Raw genomic sequence first — 18389 nt, forward strand, 5'->3', positions numbered from 1 at the left:
AATCTCCTTCACATCTAAAGTTTCAGCTTTCCAAATTCCTCACCAAAAACAAGGTTTTGGGCCAAATTGTGTGCCTTAGCTAATGAAGCATGTGTACCTGCATCCGTCCACCAGCCTTGAAGAACATCAAAAGTCAACTCTCCACGTTTAATATATGCATTATTAACGTCAGTAATCTCTAATTCTCCACGTGCAGAAGGAGTTATCGTTTTGATTATCTTAAACACTCTACTATCGAACATATAAATTCCTGTCACCGCGTAGCTAGACTTAGGCTCACCTGGCTTCTCTTCGATGGAAACGATTTGATTGCCATCTAACTCAGGCACACCAAACCGCTTAGGATCTGAGACCTCTTGGATCAAAATCTTTGCACCAGATTTTTGTTCACGGAAATTATCAACATAAGGAGAAATATCATCAGCAAATACATTATCACCAAGGATAACAATCATTTGGTCGTTTCCAACAAATTGTTCTGCCAAATCCAAGGCCTGAGCAATCCCACCTGCCTCATCCTGTACTTTATATGTAAAGCATACGCCCATTTCCCGACCACTACCTAAAAGATTAACAACATCACCCATATGTTCTTTACCAGTAACAATGAGTATGTCTGTTACATCGGCTTGCTTTAATTTATAAACGGAATGGAAAATCATTGGGTATTTCCCTACGGGAAGAAGATGTTTATTTGTTACTTTTGTTAAGGGGTATAGGCGTGAGCCTGTACCTCCTGCTAGGATTATGCCTTTCATATAACTAACCTCCAAATGTTAAGACTTAAATAGGTCTGCTACAGATATACTGTACTGTTTTATCCATTCTTTGATTTGTCTATTATCTACTTTTTTCAATTTGTTATTTGCAGATCTTTTCTTTAACATTATAAATAGCATCTTCCATACATCTTTATGTGCTTTTAATAAGGTTAATAGTAATTTCATTGTTGAAGTGTTACTCATTAACTCACTAGTTGCACCTTTTTGATTAAACATGTTTAGTAATTGATTAAAATACAGTCTAATTGTATGAATAGGATTCATTAGCACCAAAGAAATTGGATAATTTTTAATAACAAACCAATAATGGTTTCGTTCAACTAAATAAGTCTTAAAAAGAGAATACTTGCCTGAAGTTGAAGAGTATCTATGGAAAACGACTGCTTCACTTACATAGAAACACTTCCAACCAGCTATCTGAAGACGAAACCCTAGATCGGTATCTTCACAATAACAAAAAAAGTCTTCATCAAATAATCCGACCTCGTCTAATGCTTTTTTTCTATACATGGCAGCACAACCACTAGGTATTAATATTGGTTCAGAAGTATTATAATCATGAATACTTTCATTTCTCCCCCTAGCTCGTGACATTCCACTAGGACTAATCAGTAATCCAGTTGAGTCAAGAAGATTCTGCTCATAGTACGAGATTATTTTGCATCCACAACTACCATATTCATCATTGTGATCGAGAATTTTAGCCATAGACTCTAACCAAAAGACCTCAGCCGTAGCATCATTGTTCAGAAGTGCAAAATATGTCCCGCTAGCTTCTCTGATTGCCATATTATTGCCTTTAGCAAATCCAAGATTAATCTTTGATTCGATTAGTTTTACTGAGGGATACCGTTTAATTATCTCCACAGAATGATCGCTAGAGTTATTATCCAACACAATTATTTCCCAGTTTGTGTAAGTTTGATTAATTACAGATTCAATAGACTCACCGATATAATCTGCACCATTGTAATTCACAATAATGACGGATATTAAATTATTCATTTTCCACCTTCTTTCTGGATACTCTCCTTTGCTTTAGAACAGAAATACTGTAGGGCAGTAATGGAACAGCATAAATAAATAATGTAATATAAGTTAGGATTTTACTCGCTAGTATTGGAGATATTACTGCTAATGTTGTATAACCCCAAAAGTGTAATATTGCAATCATTGTTACTTCTGTACTTCCTTGACCACCCGGTATCATACTTAAAACACCGACAATCATACCAAGAGAATGTACAATGATTATCTTAGCAATTGTAATTTCAATATTGAACGCATGGAATATTAAATATAAGTAAAAGTATTCGGATATGATGGTGAGAATAGAAGTAATGATAATAATAAAACCTAATTTAGGTTTTTTAATAGGAATCAGCAAGCTTTGCTTTATGTTAACTAAAATATTCTTTAACCTTGCACCAAATATTCTTATCAAGAATAGAAAAAGGAATATTATAAAAATAATAACCACAATCAGAATTAAATAGTTATCTTGGATGCCTTTGAAATTATCAGTCACAAAAGAAAATAAACTCCCACTAAAGATCAATATTGCAAATAAAGAATACAATAAGACACATAGTAACTCTATAATTTTATCTAAGAATAAAATCGGTAGAACCTTTGATATGTCAACTGTATATTTAAATTTCAAATAAGCCGAAACAAGAATCTCTCCAGCGCGTCCTGGAATAAACGCACCCATTAGTTGACTGGAGGCCGTTAATGATAAAGTTTCCTTATAACCTATGTTTGTATACACATTCAGAATTCTATTAAGTTTATAAGATCTCAAAAAAAGAACTATAGTATATACAAAAAAACCGGCAGAAAAAAAATAATAATTAACATTTTCAAATCTATTCCGAAGAAACAAAATTAGTCCAAAACACAGTACAGCCCCTAAAACCATATAAATGAGTCTTTTTTTATTCACATTTCACCATTCTTCTCTCCATAATCAATAAATCCGTTTATTTTAAATAAAAACTGCGTTTCACAACAACTAAACTAAAATAATTTTGACCAGATTTTCCACATTTTTCATACATACTTATGTTTATTTAATGCAATGTAGGCTATAGATTCAGAAAAAATGATTTTATTCTGTAAGCAAGTAAAAAAACTGAATATTTACCATTAACTACTCTTTGTAAATATGGTATTTTTCTACCTGCTCGTTTCTAAATGATATTTGGTAAGATTTCAACTGTTCTATATCCATTTTAATCAAGCCTAACTCTTGTGTTAGCTTAGTAATTTTAGATGCATTTTTAGATATTACTATCGTCATACTAAAAGATATGGTTAGATTTGAAAGTATAAACAACAGAAATAATACATTTACAGGAGTTTCAATACCAATTGAATGAGCAGTATATACAGAAATTCCAGGAAATAAGGCTAATATAATAATTAAGAGACTCATAGCTAACCAAATTAATGCATATTTTAACTCAAGACGGTATTTCCTTATCATATTTAATAATACAATGAAAACTATTAGAGAACTAATTATCAGAGTCAGTTGGAGTTTTAATTCAATCATTTTTCCACCTCAATTATCGTTCTTTTTCTTAAGGTGTCAATTAATACGGCGAGAGTAACTTTAAGCATATAATAAACAGCCTTGAAAGATTGGATAGATGATACTCCTCCTACCCTCTCTTTCATCGTTACAGCTACTTCCATTACTCTATATCGATTTCTTAATAAATACACTATTGACTCTGGCTCTGGATAATCAGTGGGGTAATTTAAAGCGAACAATTTGATAATATCTTTATTACACGCTCTAAACCCAGATGTTGGATCAGTAACTTTTTTACGATATAACATCCCTATCAGAAAACTAAAATAACTTATACCCATTCGTCTAAAAACAGTAGACTGAAATCCTTTTTTCTCTATATATCTTGACCCTATGACAAAATCGGCATGCCCCTTAACAATAGGCGCTATCAAATCTTTCACATAATATGGATCATGTTGTCCATCCCCGTCAACTTGGATTGCAATATCAAAATTATTATTGTACGCGTAGATATACCCAGTCTGAACGGCTCCTCCAATTCCCAAATTACAAGGTAGATTTACAATCGTAGCATTAGCCCCCTTACATAACAAACTTGTACTGTCCTGGGAACAATCATTTATAACCAAATATTCTATCTCAACACTAGTAATATTTAGACTATTAACTTTACTCAATAGAGTTAAAATATTGCTTTGCTCATTATAAGCCGGAATGATTAGAAGGACTCTTTTATTCAATGTTACCCACCTCTTATTAATAATCTAATGTTCTTAGCTTCCTTAACATGTATAGATATTGAACATAGTGGATATCTGAAATGTTAATGTATCAAACTATTCTCAAATGCCTCTCAACTACCTATTGTTTCAATCTACTACTAAACCTAAAATTTTATTAAAATTTCTTAATTCAATCTATCTCCAAGCTTTCCAGTCGAACTAGTAACTCTCTACTATCTCCATTCATAAGAACATTATTTGGAATAAATGTATTTTCAGAAGAAACATTAACAACTACTTTATCTTCGTTTATATCCTTTTTCAGCTCAACTTTATATATTTCACTATTTTCCTTGTCTATTTTTAATTGACTATTACCTTGCCCTGTACTTAATTTCATGTCAATTACTCTATTAGGATTTGCTCCTTTGGAAATATTCAAGTATAGATTAAATTTATCTTTCCCCTTTAATCCAAATGCTTCTATACTAAAATTTTTCTCAGTCCAATTATCAGGATACCTATTTTTAATTAAGTACTGAAGATTCATAACCATCGATTCCAAATTATAAATATCATATTGCGCCAAATTTGTATTCATTTTCTTATAACCTTCAATATCTATATCTTGAAGTGTGTTTATACGAGTAATAATATATTGTGGATAATTAGTCATATCAACTCGCTCATTGATTTGAAATCCAGTCAAGGGAAGATTTTCAATACTAAATTCACCTTCATCTTTTAGTTTATTAACAAAATCATCAAAGAGCATATATCTATATGCTGCATCCTTAAGACCCATTTCTAAATTACTTTCACTTGCAACCGTTTGTCCTATAAGTAATACATCCTTATTTCCAACAATGTGATTAATTGCAGTTATGTCCTGAATTAAACTTTTTTGCGCTATTTTATTGTCATTCTGCCAATCATACCAAATAATTGTATTCAAAAGAAATGAACCCAGGATACCCACGAATAAACCTATTGAAATCAATTTTCTATTTTTACGAATTGCATACAAGATTGAAATTATTACAAAAAGAAAAAAACTCTTTATTAAATACTCTCCGTATGCATATCTATCAAAATAACGAAGACTTATAATGATGGGAGAATCAATTGATGATCCAGGATTAATACGTAATGTTGCAATGATTATAAAAGCAAACGTAACATACAGTGCATTAATTAATTTTTTATGCTGAACACTATTCAAACCAATCTCCCATGAATATAAACCTAAGGTAATTAAGATCACAAAATAGCTGTAAATGTATCTGAAATGCACCCTTATATTAGAGTCATTTGGTGTTTCAGAACCAATTGTTAAGAATATTGCTACACTCAGTGTAATAAAACACGTTGTTAATACAATTAGAGCAAATTTTTGTTGATAATCTGTAAATTTTCTAAAATTAAGAATTATTAATATAATCGGTATTATTCCAGTACAAAGCAACAATAAAAGTAAGTATATATTTATCGCATAAAAATATCTGATTAGTTCTTCAATATCAAATAATTTATGTAATAGTACATTAATAAGAGATGATTGAGCAAAATCATTATTTATATCATTATTAACAAAGTAAAACCACTTACTATAGATAAAGTTAAAAAGAATAAATGTACATCCAAAGCTCCCTAAAATAACAAAAGATTGCTTTACATTTTTACTACTGAATATTTCCCATACAAAAAAAATAACTAATGTAACCAAAAAAGATAACCCAAAATCCTTACAAATCGTTAATAGAAACACTAAGAAACCTAACAAAATTGAGGTAGCAACTTTATTTTTATCGCTTTTAATTAATCTAATAAGTACCAATAAAGTAAGTAATGTTAGTGGATAAAACAAGTTGTCTTGCAAAATCTTGGACGAATACGCCATCTCAGGCATAAAGCAATTTAATATAACCCCAAAATATGCAATTTTTCTACTACTTGTAATCATTATGATAATTTTATAAATTAAAAACACGGTTAAGCTCATCAGGAAAACATTTATTGATATTACACCTATATACTGATAATTATTAGGCAAATTAAAAGCCGGGGCAATGAACATTGAATAAAGAATCGTTTTAATATCCATATTAAATCCTCTAAACACCATTTCAAAGGATTCGTTTACACTTTTACCTAAATTATACCAAAGAACTTCATCGTAAAACGTATCTGGAATCACGAATTTAATTGCCAAGTATATTCTAACTATGAAATTAATAAGAAAAACAGCTAACAATACATATATATTTTTTAGATTTCTAATTCTTTCTGTAACCATGTGTTCCTCCCCAAATTTCAATACCTCTCGACACTCCCGAGGTATATGAGTCAAGACTTTACCGACATAATATTACATATAAAGTGTCCCGTCTGTTGATCAACTAATATAAGCTCACCTTTAAAAAGTTTTAAATTCTTCCGCTACCTACAATTTACCTAGCGCCTGACTCGTTAAGCTACCCCTCCTCATAGGAAGGAAATTACATATTTGGTGCAGGTTAAGCTTTCAATATCTTGTTAATCAACAGGCGTGATATTATTTAGTAATTATCGCTGCATTACTAGTCAATAGTCCTACCCAAAATATTCAACTTACGAACTGTTATGAATGTAAATCCTCAAAGGGAATCCGTATCAATACTCCTTTCCATATTACCTCCCATATTAACTATGTTATCCGTCATCTAGTGCTAAGCTTAGTGAAATAGCTCAGTTTTAATCTTTAAGTAAATCTAGTATTCTCAGAGAAATCAAATCCCATGAGAAGTTTTCAACAATGTATTTATATGCGTTTCTAATATAATCATTTTTTAATTGTTCATCTTTAGACAAGATATCAATCATCTTGACAAATCCATTTAACTCGCTAATGATCAAATGTTCATTTTGAAAACTATACCCTCTAGCCCCAACTTCTGTTGAAATAACAGGAACCCCATTTGCCATATATTCAGCGATTTTCAAATTAGTTCCAGAACCATTGACCATTGGATTTATCGCAATGTCTGCGACAGAATAGATTAAGCTTTTAAGCTCCTCACTAACTATTCCTGCAAATGCAACATTTGGTGGTGGGGTTATCCCCTTGAAAGCCTCACACTGGCCTCCCATAATTATAAAATGACAGGTAGGCAGCATTGGAGCTAACTCTAATATTTGTTCAACGGCTTCGAGATTAGGTTTGTGCCAACTACCAATAAAAGTTATGATGTTTTCATCACTTAATCCCAATTTTTCTTTCTGCATTTTTCTCTCAGTAAGACTAGTATATTTATTGTTTGTTAGGTCAACTCCATTTGGGACAAGCAAAAATTTCTCATCATCTAAATCGTTAAATAACTCTTTGAATTTAGTAATATCTTCTTTTGAACATGCCAATATATAATCACTAAGCCCTGCAGCTCTTTTTTCAAGCTCAAATAAGCCCTTTAAAAGATCATTTGTTACTTTACCATCTGGAAGCATATTTCTCTTCAGTTCATATTCTACATTATGAGCATCGTATATTACTTTTTTCTGACCGCTATATGGTTCAATGAGATGAAATAAATAAGGGTGAGAAGCAATTAATATATCCCCATCATCTAGATACTTCTTAGCAATTTCATGATATTCAGGAGTATAGTGAGATAACCTCTCCATTGCAATATCAGTAATCGGTATACCCACTTCACGTTCTATCTGCCACTCTTGATCTTGATGCTTTTGGGTCTTTGGTATACTGATTTCTGCAAAACCATCTTTATCAAGCTTGTAATACTGTCCCTTATCATTGAGGCTAACAATAGTTAGATCAAATTCCTCTTTCAAATTATAGTACAAATTATATATTCTAAGTTGTCCTCCATGTTGTTTCGGGAAAACTGGATAAGTAGATAAAACAACAATCTTTTTCTTATCTCTTACAGTGGGACGTGATGAAACGGATACTCCTTTATTATTAAGTAAACTTTGGATTGTGTTGGACCAAGTAATTCCTTTTACTGCTTCATAACCTTTTTCTCCTAATTCCATTGCAAAAGGAATATCATTGATTAGTCGCTCTAGTTGGATAGCTAGACTCTCTGGGTTGCTATCAGCAATTAATCCGGTAATTTCGTGTCTCACGAATTCTGTCGTGCCCCCAGAGTCTTTACATGTAATTACCGGCTTCTTACAATGCATCGCCTCAATAGTGGCCAGTCCATAATCCTCATCATAAGGAATATATATTACTGCTAATGCATCTTTGTACAGAGTAGTTAGTTTTTCATTGTTAATGTATCCCACAAACTCTATATTAGAGGCATTTCCAGCGAGTTCTTTCAACTTAAATTCATCTGGGCCTGTTCCAGCAATCAGTAATTTAGCATTGGAGTTCTGGACCAACTTCATTGCTTTAACAACCATCTCAACTCGCTTAGCCCCGTCCAATCTACCCACGATCAGAAAATAATCATATGCACCAGCTTCAAGCCCCTCAAGCGAGGTAGGTGGATAGATAACTTCAACATCTTCATTGATCGGAAAATAATCTTTTCTTTTCTTAACGGTATTAGATATCGAAGTATACCTGGTAATTCTGGAAGGATGTAAAGCCCACTCATCTAAAAAATGAATAATAGTTCTTATAAACGGTCCAGGGAATGCAAATAAGGACTCCGGATATGAATCCTTATCCCTGTATATTTGATCTAAAAGTTCAAAGAAAGAATCAAGATTATTCTTTAAATTCGATTTAGTATTGGCATAATTGACTACTTCATTAATTAGATCATACTTTGTCTTATTCATTTTTTCAGGCATGTTCATAAAATGATAAGTATCAAATAATCCTCTAAGATGATGGGCCATATAAACGACATGATTATGATGGCTAACCATCCATGCAGGGTATTTAAAGCTTATTACCATATCAAAATGGCTCAAATCCAGTTTATAAAAATTCCTATAACTATCAATAAGCTGCCAGAACCCGTTTTCCTCTGTAGGAATTTTAAAAAGTTCAACTCGATGATCAGTTAATTTATCTATATTATAATATAGCCCCAACATCAACTTTTCGATGCCACCTACTGCGAATGGTTTAGGACTAGGAGAGATAATGGCTATATTCATTCATGAGCGCCTCCTACTTTATAATCGTTTCCGAGATTGTTCTCATTGCATTTTTCCAGGAGTATAATCTGCTTGTTTCATAAGCATTAACCCCCATCTGTTTAGCTAGATCCGGATTAGACGCTAGTTTATATATTGCTTCAGCAAGAGCATTAGAATTAGGTTCTACTAGAAAACCATTCACGCCATCTTTAATTAATTCTGCATATCCACCGCCGTCTGTACAAGCTATTACAGGCTTTTTGAATGACATTGCTTCAATAGCTGTTAGTCCGTAGTCTTCCTCATAAGCAGGACAAACTACACACAACGCGTTGGCATATTCTTTAAATAATTCGTCTTTCGATACTCTCCCTGTAAAAATAACATTGGATTTCAAATGGGTCTTTTGGGATTTATGAAGTATGTCTAAGTGTTCATTTGTGAACGATCCATTGGACATTCTCTTCCAAACAACTTCATCAGATATCTCCACTTCTTGCTTAGCCGCATACGTCAACAACTGATCTATTTTCCTAAGATCATCGGTTCGTCCGCCTTCACCAATAATTCGCCCTTGAACTCCCGGTACTTTTTTCATAGCCTTTACAAATAGTTCAGGTCGTTTGGGAAACTCATGCCTTCCAACTACTATTGGGGACTGATATGAGACTGGCCCGTTATAATTATATATATCGTTATCGATTCCGGCATAAAACAGATCTACATTTGTACTTAGGTTATTGTATTTGGCAATCCTCTGTTTTATGGTTTTACTTCCCGCCAAAATAGTAGAAACTTTTGACAGACTAATAGAGTCAATTTCCCTTATCACTTCTTGAGCCTTCAGATGAAATGGCTTATTTAGCCCTACTTCTTGAATAAGTTCTGACAAGTCATAATGAACCTTACTATGATGATAAAAGAGGGCTATATGCTTAGGATGCTGTATAGCAAAGGACGGAGGTTGAGTACTTATGACTGTATCATATAATGATAAATCCATTTTCATGTATTTCCAAAAGTAATTAATATAATTAAAAAATTCAACATTCTGTTCATACTCATCGTTGCTTACAGGGAACGGAATATTATTAGTACTTCTCTCCGTCGCATCCACATAAACGATATCTACTTGATGTCCGATTCTCTCTAATTCTTCTTTAATATGATTGATAACTACTTCGAAACCGCCATTAATCTTATAATCAGGTTTAATTATTCCAATTTTCATAGTCTCCTGCCCTCTACTTGCGCGCTATTAGAGCGTAGTCTTGATCTCCAAACAAGAGATCATTTAATCTGTCAATAGAGTTATTAATTTCCTCTATGTTTTGAATGCTGTCCAATGAGGCCTGGACATGAGGCAATGCAGACTCTTTCTCAACTCTCCCTGAGTAAATGATCTTAGATTCTCTAAAACCTACTGACTCTGTCAAAAATTGAACCGTAAGAGGATGCACCGGTTTCACATGTGTAGGGTCCATATAGAAAGAACGATTAAAGATAGCAAGTGTCTGCGGATTTGGAGTTTCCATAATCAAGTAACACCCAGGCATCAATTTATTCCATGCCAGCTCTACTAGTTTGATGATACTATCAAAGGGAATATGCTCTATTACCTGCCCCAGGAAAATCCCGCCAATAGAATTATCCTCTTGTTTTTCTAAATAGTTAATTGCATCTTGTTTTACAACAGGCAAGCCCAGATCTTGGCAATATTCAACCATTTCATCAGTCATGTCAATCCCTTTAGCAGAAACGTTAGAATTCAGAAGAAGTTCAATAAACTCTCCTCGCCCACAACCTATATCTAATACGTTTTGCTTATTTTCAAAATAAGGAAGGTACTTCAACTGTCTGTTTCGAATATCCTCATTTGACCCTCTAAATCTATTTTCAAATAGGAGATAGTCAAACTGTGATTCCTCAGTTTTAGATTTCGCCGTGTCCTTATCAATATTCATATGCAAAGAAGAAGCATCTGCAATTTTCGTGTGAGTATTTTTAGTCTTTCTAATTCTATAATTTAGAAAGTTGAGTTCCGCTCTTAATTGCTGCTCGTTAAAATGAATTCTACCATTCATCTCATCGAATTTCGGAAAAATAAAATTATTCATAGTATTTTTCTGTTCATTTACTAGTATATCTATAACCTTTACTTCCTCTTGAACGGTAATTATTTTTTGCCCGATATTATGAAAGACTTCCTCATTATCAGTCAAGCGATCTAAATCACTCTTCAGATATTCAAATTTAGTATGGATTTCATTTTCATATTTTTCGATGATGTTATCTTGTCTTGACAATCTTTCTTCCATCTGGTTTATTCTATTCAATAATTCATTATGGGAGAAAGTCAACTCCTCGATTTTTGTTTTTGCAACCACTAACAAATTTGTCGTTTCATTAAGAGAACGTGTTATCGATCCATTAAACTCTGTTTGAGATTTAAACGGAGTAGCAACATACCATCTTAGAAATTTGCGAACAAACTTTTTCCCAAAGACTATTAATTTCCCAGAGACTTTACGGTGAGATGTAATAGGTTGGTCGGCGCTCACATTCCATAACAAATTATTTCTTTCAACCTCTTGTTTTAAACGAGCGACGTCAATTTCACCAGCCATAGTCGGTAGTTCTTGATTGGGACTATAACCCAAAGTTACTTCTTCGCCATTGGAATACTGAACAATTTGTTTTTTTAAATGTTCCATTAACTCTTCTGTTGACTTAAACTTGTTACTCATCCTCATTCTGGCCTCCTTTATGAATCCATTGATGCGGTAAGTAGGCTACTCCTATTTCCTCTTCGTAAGACTTAACATTAAACGTAAGTGCTCTTGTTATATAGTCATACGGGGTCCCATTTTCATGATGGCAGGCAACGTCCAAATAATATTCACCAGCAACCAGATTCAGGTGCTCAATAGACACTTCAATAACACCGCTATCATCTAAATTCATTTTTTCACCGTCAATATGTGTATTAGTTCCGTAGCAACAATATCCATCCATTTTATAAACACCAATTCCAAATACAGGCTTATCTATTTTCAATTTTGCAGCCTCATAACTAATAAGAATAGTTGCTGATTTCCCTTTTTCAAAAAAGTGTTTTTCTTCACCAGCATCATCGACCATTTTTACATTTGTGATCTCAGCCAGTTTATTCCCCCAACGTTCACCCTGTTCAACAACTTCTAATGTTTCCACATGTTTCTCAGGAGCTGCTACAATTTCAGACTCAGCCGTTAATCGTTTTTCTTCACTCTCATTTAGGAAGTCCATGTAGTTTCTGACTACTTTCCGAGGTTCACCATGCTCAACTAATCGCGATTCATGTATCCAATACAACTCGTCACACAAACGTTCCATTACTCCGTTATCATGAGACACGAAAACGATGGTCTTCCCTTGGCTCTTAAAGCTTTCAATTCGGCTAATGCACTTTTTTTGAAAGGCATTGTCGCCTACTGCCAATATTTCATCAATCAAAAGAATATCTGGGTCAACGTGAACAGCAATAGAAAAAGCCAATCTCATATACATTCCTGAGGAATAGGTTCTTACAGGGTTTTCGATAAACGGGCCCAACTCAGCAAAGCGAATGATTTCATCAATTTTTCCATCAATCTCTTTCCGTGACAAGCCAAAAATGGACGCGTTCATATAAATATTCTCACGTCCTGTGAAATCCATATGAAAGCCTGCTCCTAATTCAAGCAGGCTAGACACGCGTCCTACAATTTCTACTTTCCCTGTATCTGGTTGCAATATGCGAGTAAGGATCTTTAATAAGGTACTTTTGCCTGACCCATTCCGCCCTATTAATCCAATCATTTTGCCTTTGGGTACATCAAACGAAATATCCCTTAGGACCCATTTTTCTTGAAAGACACCTTTACTTCTATAAATAATACGATCTTTTAAAGTTGCCGGCTTGTCCTCAAATATTTTGAATTTTTTTGAGACATCTGAAACCCTAATTGCAATATTAGACATCATATCCACCCTCTAGATTTCTTCAATAAATCTAAACTTTAATTTTGCAAATATTCGCTGCGAAATAACAAGAAGTACCAAGGAGAAAAGACCAATCACTAAAAGAGAAATCATATCAGGCATCTTGTTATAGTAGAAAACATCTCGGTAGGCCGCCATTATCATAGCAATTGGATTGTAATAAAAAAGCCATCGTGCTTTTTCCGGTACCGTTGATAACGGGAATAACACTCCCGATAAATAAAATAAAGCGTTCACTATGATGACAAGCATATGTTCTAAATCTCTGAAGAAAACAGTTAGTGATGATACCAAAAAAGTAATTGCTAAAGTTAATACTACCTGTATTAACAAAATCAAAGGTAGATAAAAGTAATATACATTCGGATAATAACCATATAAAGAAAGTGCAGGAATCAAAATCACTAAACCGTAAATATAATTCACTAAACCACCCATAACGACAGAAATAGGCAAAATCTCATGCGGGAAGTAGATTTTTTTGATTAAGTTACCTGACCCTACAATAACAGATGAACCGCTCAAAATTGAATTTGAGAAAAAATTCCACGAAAGCAATGTACTAAATAAAAACAAGGGATAATTGTCAACTTGCATTCTTACAACAATTGAAAAGAGAACAGAATATACCATAAGCATTAACAAAGGATTTAGAAACGTCCACAAAAATCCAAACACAGACCCTCTATACCTTGTTCTTAGGTCTTTGGAAACTGAGTTTTTAAGGAACTCTCTATATTTATAAACATCAATCCAGTCATTTATCATTCAGTTTCTCACCTTAACTTTGATCTCTCAAATTTTTCAAAACATCACTTAGCGTTTGGGTTAAATTAATCGTTGGTTCCCAACTAGTGAATTTCTTAAGTTTAGTGTTGTCTCCAATAAATACTGGAGTGTCTACAGGTCTAAGCTTATTACTATCAATAACTACATCAATATTTGTTTGAGAAAGTGAGAGCAATGTATCTAGTATGCTTTGAATTGACGTTGCAGTACCAGAACATACATTAACACACTCTCCCCAATCTGTTACCTCTTCTCGATTTAACAAAAGATAATATGCTCGAACTATATCCCGAACATCCGTAAAGTCTCTTTGTGCACTCAAATTACCCACAGAAATCACGTTATTCTGCTGGCCTCTTTCGATTCGAACAATTTGATTAGAAAAATCAGAAACTACAAATCCCACGCGTTGACCAGGTCCTATGTGATTAAAAGGTCTAACGTGAATTATTTTCAAACCATAAGCAATGAAATAATGTCTTGCTAGCATTCCTACTGTAGCTTTGGAAATACCGTAAGGAGATGTCGGCTTCAAACGAGCATCCTCAGTAATTGGACTACACTCTTCATCAGGACCACCATATTCTTCGGCAGAACCAACTGTTAAGACCTTAACATTTCCCTTAATTTCGCTGTTAATAACAGCCTCTAATAAATTTAAAGTAAGATTTACATTGCTTTGAAAGGTAGCAGTTTTGTCAGTCCACGAATCTATAACTGAACTTTGGCCAGCTAAATGATAAATAAAATCCGGTTGGATATCATCCAAGACTTTCACAAGACTTTCAATGTTCTCAAAATCAACAGGAACGATTTTCACACCTTCTACTAGGTTTACTTCATTTAAATAATCTCGGGTCGTTCCCCAAACCTCAATTCCATTATTTATTAAGTAGCTTGCCAAATGTTGACCCACAAAACCTGTAGTTCCTGTTATCAAAGCCCTCATTAGTAAGCCTCCTTAATTGTGAGAATAAAACCTATTTAGACAACTTCTCAAGATCACTATCCACCATCATTTTCACCAACTGTTCAAACCCAACTTCAAGCTCCCAACCCAGTTTTTCTTTTGCTTTCGTGCAATCCCCAAGCAACAGATCTACTTCAGCAGGTCTGACGAATTTTTGATCAATTACAACGTAATCTCTCCAATTCAACCCGACATGGCTAAAAGCAATTTCAACTAATTCTTCAATGGTATGTGTTTCACCAGTTGAAATCACGAAGTCATCTGCTTTGTCTTGTTGTAACATCAGCCACATAGCTCTGACATAATCACCTGCAAAACCCCAATCTCTCTTCGCATCCAAATTACCTAAACGAAGTTCACTCTGCAGTCCCAATTTAATTCTAGCAACAGCATCAGTAACTTTACGTGTTACGAATTCAATCCCCCGACGTGGTGATTCATGATTAAACAGAATACCGGAGCAAGCATACATATTGTAGCTTTCTCTATAGTTTACTGTAATCCAGTGCCCGTATACTTTAGCAACTCCGTAAGGACTACGTGGATAAAAAGGCGTCGTTTCTTTTTGGGGAGTCTCTACTACTTTACCGAACATTTCACTGCTAGAAGCTTGATAGAATCTAGCATCTGGCTTTACTAAACGCACAGCTTCAAGCATGTTGGTCACACCGATCCCAGTTGCTTGTCCTGTAGCAACTGGTTGGATCCAAGAAGTTGCTACAAAAGATTGAGCCGCTAGGTTATATACTTCATCTGGGTTGGAGATGCGTACTGCATTAATCAGAGAGCCCATATCAAGCAAATCTCCATCTATAAATTCTATTTCATTCTTCAAATGTTCAATATTCTCAAGAATTGGCACACTCGTTCTACGGCGTAATCCAAATACTTTATATCCTTTAGAAAGTAAAAGTTCAGCCAAATATGAACCGTCTTGTCCAGTAATACCAGTAATGAGTGCGTGCTTAGTCATTGTAATAAATTCCCCTTTAATATTAATTGTTAATTACAAATATTGTTCAAGCTTCTGCATACGTAATTCTTTAAGCAGTAACTTAACCTCTTGAGCTTTATCTTTTGTACAAATTAAAGTTACATCTTCAGTATCAACGATTATCAAATCTTCAACACCAAGTGTAGCGATTAGTTTCCCGTTACTTTCAATGATACAACGCTTCGTATCTAGGTTTAATATATTACCCTTTATGACATTCCCATTCTCATCCAGATCGCTTATTCTTTCTAGTGCAGTCCAACTGCCCACATCATCCCATCCGAACACACATGGAATAACATAAATATTATTTACTTTCTCCATAATTCCATAATCAATAGACTGGTCCGGCATCTTAAGAAACTCAGAACGGATAATTGCATCCCGGTCTTCAGAGTCAAAAACTGTTTTCATAGTCTCTAATATATCATGCATCTCCGGCATGAGTTCTTTAATATATCCTCTGATAGTCTCGATTTTCCAAACAAAAATACCACTATTCCAATAGAAATTACCGGATTCGAGATAAGATTGAGCCGTCTCCAAATCAGGTTTCTCAACAAATTTATTCACTTTATGAACACTCAACTCGTTGATTTCCTTGAATTGGTCACTGCTTTCAATATATCCATATCCCGTCTCCGGATATGTAGGTTGAATACCGAGAGTAACAAGATTGCTATTATCCTGTGCTACCTCAACAGCAGTTTTCAAGATTTGCACAAATCCTTCTTCATTCTCAATAATATGATCTGAAGGTATTACAATCATAGTACTATCCGGAAATCTATCTTCAATAATAATGGATGCCAACCCAATACAAGGTGCTGTGTTTCTTCCGACTGGCTCAATAATAATATTCGCATGAGGCAAATGCGGTATTTGAGCTTTAATTAATTCAGCATACAGTTCATTAGTAACAATAAAAATTTGACTGATATCAATCAACTTTTCTAATCTAGCTATCGACTGCTGAATCATTGATTTGTTCCCTGAGATGTTTAAAAATTGTTTTGGGAGGTTCGTTCGGCTTTTAGGCCAGAAACGTTCCCCCTTACCACCCGCCATGATTACACAAGTAATTGTCATTTCATCCTCCAAATTTCCACAAAGAAATATATTCTAATCTCTTTTTAATCAATTCGCCTATCGCTTGTGGAGAGTAGTTCTTTTTAATATGTTCCTCACCTTTAGACGAAATTTCCTTATAAAAGTTCTTATCGTCACAAAGTTTACGCATATACTGGCTCGCATGCTCCACATCAGGATCGGCCCAATATTGATAAGACTTATAAGGCCCATGATCGTGATCCAGCTGTACTAATCTATAATCCACTAAGCACGAATTGTTAAAATCCATAAAATCCACATTAGATGACCAATTTGTCCCAATAACCGGTTTACCTAGATACATAGCCTCTGCTAATCCAAGACCAAACCCTTCACTTCGATGAAGAGATACGTAACTATCAGTTACAGAAATTAATGAATTGGTATCATTTCTTGATAAGGTCCTATCTATCAAATATATATTTTTGTAGTTACCAATAAGCTCATGTAGTTCATTCAACTCTTTGGAGTCTTGCTGTGCACTGTTCACTTTAATAACCAAACCAACGGCATTATCATCAGGTTGAAAAGCTAACTGGAATGCCTTGATCGAAGCTTGTGGATTTTTTCTGGCCTGATAACTTTTTAGATCATACATAGAAAGAAAGAGAAACGGTTGTTCAGGCAAATTAAAATAAGTTCGATCCCTAACATCAGTAATACTAACTTCAATACTATGAGGAATCTTAACAACAGGAACCGGACTTTTCATAGCAATAGAGTCAACTACAAACGTAGAAGGTGCCCAAATCTCATCTACTAAATTAAAGCTTTCTTTCCAATCGTCTGGGAAATCAGGCAGTTCCCAATGCCAGAAGCCAATATTATAACGATCTTTAAAAATAGAGTTTCCGTAATGAGCATAGATTTCAATCATTTGCTCAGCATTAATATGAAACAAATTAAGATTATACTCAGGTTCTGCCATTTCTTTATGTACCCAGGTATTATCATTCATACTTGCAGAATTAGTACCAGTAAAATTGATAATTCCAAATGGAATCTCTACTGCATTCAAGCTTTTAGCAGCTATTCTGCAAGACTCTCCTATCCCCATCTCCGCTCTAGAATACCCAACTAAATTCACACCCGTTAATGCACCTTTATTATTCTCCGATGTGCCATTCTTATGGATTGGGAAGGCTGTTTTAAGCAGCCCTTTTTTTATCTTCTGTCTAGTTTCAAAAGAAAACAATCTGACGGCCATAGGCTTTAATTTTACAGCTATTTTATAAAGTTTTTTGTAAATAAAAGATTTAGCATTAGTCATAATCAATTAATCTTCCCGTTTCGTTTCATTTATTGATTCCTCCGTACATTGTCTGAATAAAGTGATTCACTTATAGTAATTAACATCATA

At 34.1% G+C, this 18389-nt stretch carries 15 protein-coding genes; all 15 read right to left on the reverse strand.

Translation table 11 applies throughout. The features are described from left to right. Positions 1–14: 14 nt before the first annotated feature. The 15 genes from MHH50_RS28240 to MHH50_RS28310 all read right to left on the reverse strand — a co-directional run bounded on the left by MHH50_RS28240 (position 15) and on the right by MHH50_RS28310 (position 18299). Positions 15–758 carry a sugar phosphate nucleotidyltransferase gene (locus MHH50_RS28240; protein WP_076220861.1) on the reverse strand — a complete coding sequence of 248 codons (744 nt, stop codon included), beginning with the start codon at positions 756–758 and terminating at the stop codon, positions 15–17. 18 nt (positions 759–776) lie between these two features. Further along, positions 777–1787: a glycosyltransferase family 2 protein gene (locus MHH50_RS28245; protein ID WP_076310681.1), complete on the reverse strand. Its 1011-nt coding sequence runs from the start codon at positions 1785–1787 to the stop codon at positions 777–779. After that, positions 1780–2727, reverse strand: a complete 948-nt coding sequence (locus MHH50_RS28250; RefSeq protein ID WP_076310682.1) for a flippase-like domain-containing protein — start codon at positions 2725–2727, stop codon at positions 1780–1782. Before MHH50_RS28250 ends, MHH50_RS28245 begins: the two co-directional genes overlap by 8 nt. Positions 2728–2934: 207 nt before the next feature. Beyond that, entirely contained in the window at positions 2935–3339 is a 405-nt protein-coding gene (locus MHH50_RS28255) for a DUF2304 domain-containing protein (protein ID WP_076310683.1), read from the reverse strand. Next, positions 3336–4064 (reverse strand): glycosyltransferase family 2 protein, encoded by a 729-nt coding sequence (locus MHH50_RS28260; RefSeq protein ID WP_076220837.1) that lies wholly within the window; start codon positions 4062–4064, stop codon positions 3336–3338. Before MHH50_RS28260 ends, MHH50_RS28255 begins: the two co-directional genes overlap by 4 nt. Before the next feature lie 172 nt (positions 4065–4236). Then, complete coding sequence (locus MHH50_RS28265) at positions 4237–6342, reverse strand: glycosyltransferase family 39 protein (protein WP_340033740.1); 2106 nt, start codon at positions 6340–6342, stop codon at positions 4237–4239. A 437-nt stretch (positions 6343–6779) separates the two neighbouring features. Beyond that, the gene (locus MHH50_RS28270; protein ID WP_340033741.1) at positions 6780–9161 is read right to left on the reverse strand and encodes a glycosyltransferase family 4 protein; all 2382 of its coding nucleotides are present in this window, start codon (positions 9159–9161) and stop codon (positions 6780–6782) included. Between the two features lie 13 nt (positions 9162–9174). Further along, positions 9175–10374 carry a glycosyltransferase family 4 protein gene (locus MHH50_RS28275; protein ID WP_340033742.1) on the reverse strand — a complete coding sequence of 400 codons (1200 nt, stop codon included), beginning with the start codon at positions 10372–10374 and terminating at the stop codon, positions 9175–9177. Between the two features lie 13 nt (positions 10375–10387). Further along, entirely contained in the window at positions 10388–11890 is a 1503-nt protein-coding gene (locus MHH50_RS28280) for a class I SAM-dependent methyltransferase (protein ID WP_076219767.1), read from the reverse strand. Continuing rightward, entirely contained in the window at positions 11883–13148 is a 1266-nt protein-coding gene (locus tag MHH50_RS28285) for an ABC transporter ATP-binding protein (protein ID WP_076219768.1), read from the reverse strand. Before MHH50_RS28285 ends, MHH50_RS28280 begins: the two co-directional genes overlap by 8 nt. 9 nt (positions 13149–13157) lie before the next feature. Then, positions 13158–13934: an ABC transporter permease gene (locus MHH50_RS28290; protein ID WP_076219769.1), complete on the reverse strand. Its 777-nt coding sequence runs from the start codon at positions 13932–13934 to the stop codon at positions 13158–13160. Positions 13935–13947: 13 nt separating this feature from the next. Further along, the gene (locus tag MHH50_RS28295) at positions 13948–14904 is read right to left on the reverse strand and encodes a GDP-mannose 4,6-dehydratase (RefSeq protein WP_340033743.1); all 957 of its coding nucleotides are present in this window, start codon (positions 14902–14904) and stop codon (positions 13948–13950) included. Positions 14905–14935: 31 nt separating this feature from the next. Beyond that, positions 14936–15898 (reverse strand): GDP-mannose 4,6-dehydratase, encoded by a 963-nt coding sequence (gene gmd / locus MHH50_RS28300; protein ID WP_340033744.1) that lies wholly within the window; start codon positions 15896–15898, stop codon positions 14936–14938. A 33-nt stretch (positions 15899–15931) separates the two neighbouring features. Next, positions 15932–17008: a mannose-1-phosphate guanylyltransferase gene (locus MHH50_RS28305; protein ID WP_076219772.1), complete on the reverse strand. Its 1077-nt coding sequence runs from the start codon at positions 17006–17008 to the stop codon at positions 15932–15934. A gap of 1 nt (position 17009) precedes the next feature. Beyond that, the gene (locus MHH50_RS28310; RefSeq protein ID WP_076219773.1) at positions 17010–18299 is read right to left on the reverse strand and encodes a glycosyltransferase family 4 protein; all 1290 of its coding nucleotides are present in this window, start codon (positions 18297–18299) and stop codon (positions 17010–17012) included. Positions 18300–18389 lie beyond the last annotated feature (90 nt).

This window comes from Paenibacillus sp. FSL H3-0302 (genome assembly GCF_037982245.1).
GTDB lineage: Bacteria > Bacillota > Bacilli > Paenibacillales > Paenibacillaceae > Paenibacillus_AQ > Paenibacillus_AQ odorifer.

Excerpts from the sequence above, each read along its gene's own strand:
- MHH50_RS28240 (WP_076220861.1), bottom strand. The coding sequence starts at position 758 with ATGAAAGGCATAATCCTAGCAGGAGGTACAGGCTCACGCCTATACCCC.
- MHH50_RS28245 (WP_076310681.1), bottom strand. The coding sequence starts at position 1,787 with ATGAATAATTTAATATCCGTCATTATTGTGAATTACAATGGTGCAGAT.
- MHH50_RS28255 (WP_076310683.1), bottom strand. The coding sequence starts at position 3,339 with ATGATTGAATTAAAACTCCAACTGACTCTGATAATTAGTTCTCTAATA.
- MHH50_RS28265 (WP_340033740.1), bottom strand. The coding sequence starts at position 6,342 with ATGGTTACAGAAAGAATTAGAAATCTAAAAAATATATATGTATTGTTA.
- MHH50_RS28270 (WP_340033741.1), bottom strand. The coding sequence starts at position 9,161 with ATGAATATAGCCATTATCTCTCCTAGTCCTAAACCATTCGCAGTAGGT.
- MHH50_RS28275 (WP_340033742.1), bottom strand. The coding sequence starts at position 10,374 with ATGAAAATTGGAATAATTAAACCTGATTATAAGATTAATGGCGGTTTC.
- MHH50_RS28280 (WP_076219767.1), bottom strand. The coding sequence starts at position 11,890 with ATGAGTAACAAGTTTAAGTCAACAGAAGAGTTAATGGAACATTTAAAA.
- MHH50_RS28285 (WP_076219768.1), bottom strand. The coding sequence starts at position 13,148 with ATGATGTCTAATATTGCAATTAGGGTTTCAGATGTCTCAAAAAAATTC.
- MHH50_RS28290 (WP_076219769.1), bottom strand. The coding sequence starts at position 13,934 with ATGATAAATGACTGGATTGATGTTTATAAATATAGAGAGTTCCTTAAA.
- MHH50_RS28295 (WP_340033743.1), bottom strand. The coding sequence starts at position 14,904 with ATGAGGGCTTTGATAACAGGAACTACAGGTTTTGTGGGTCAACATTTG.
- gmd (WP_340033744.1), bottom strand. The coding sequence starts at position 15,898 with ATGACTAAGCACGCACTCATTACTGGTATTACTGGACAAGACGGTTCA.
- MHH50_RS28305 (WP_076219772.1), bottom strand. The coding sequence starts at position 17,008 with ATGACAATTACTTGTGTAATCATGGCGGGTGGTAAGGGGGAACGTTTC.
- MHH50_RS28310 (WP_076219773.1), bottom strand. The coding sequence starts at position 18,299 with ATGACTAATGCTAAATCTTTTATTTACAAAAAACTTTATAAAATAGCT.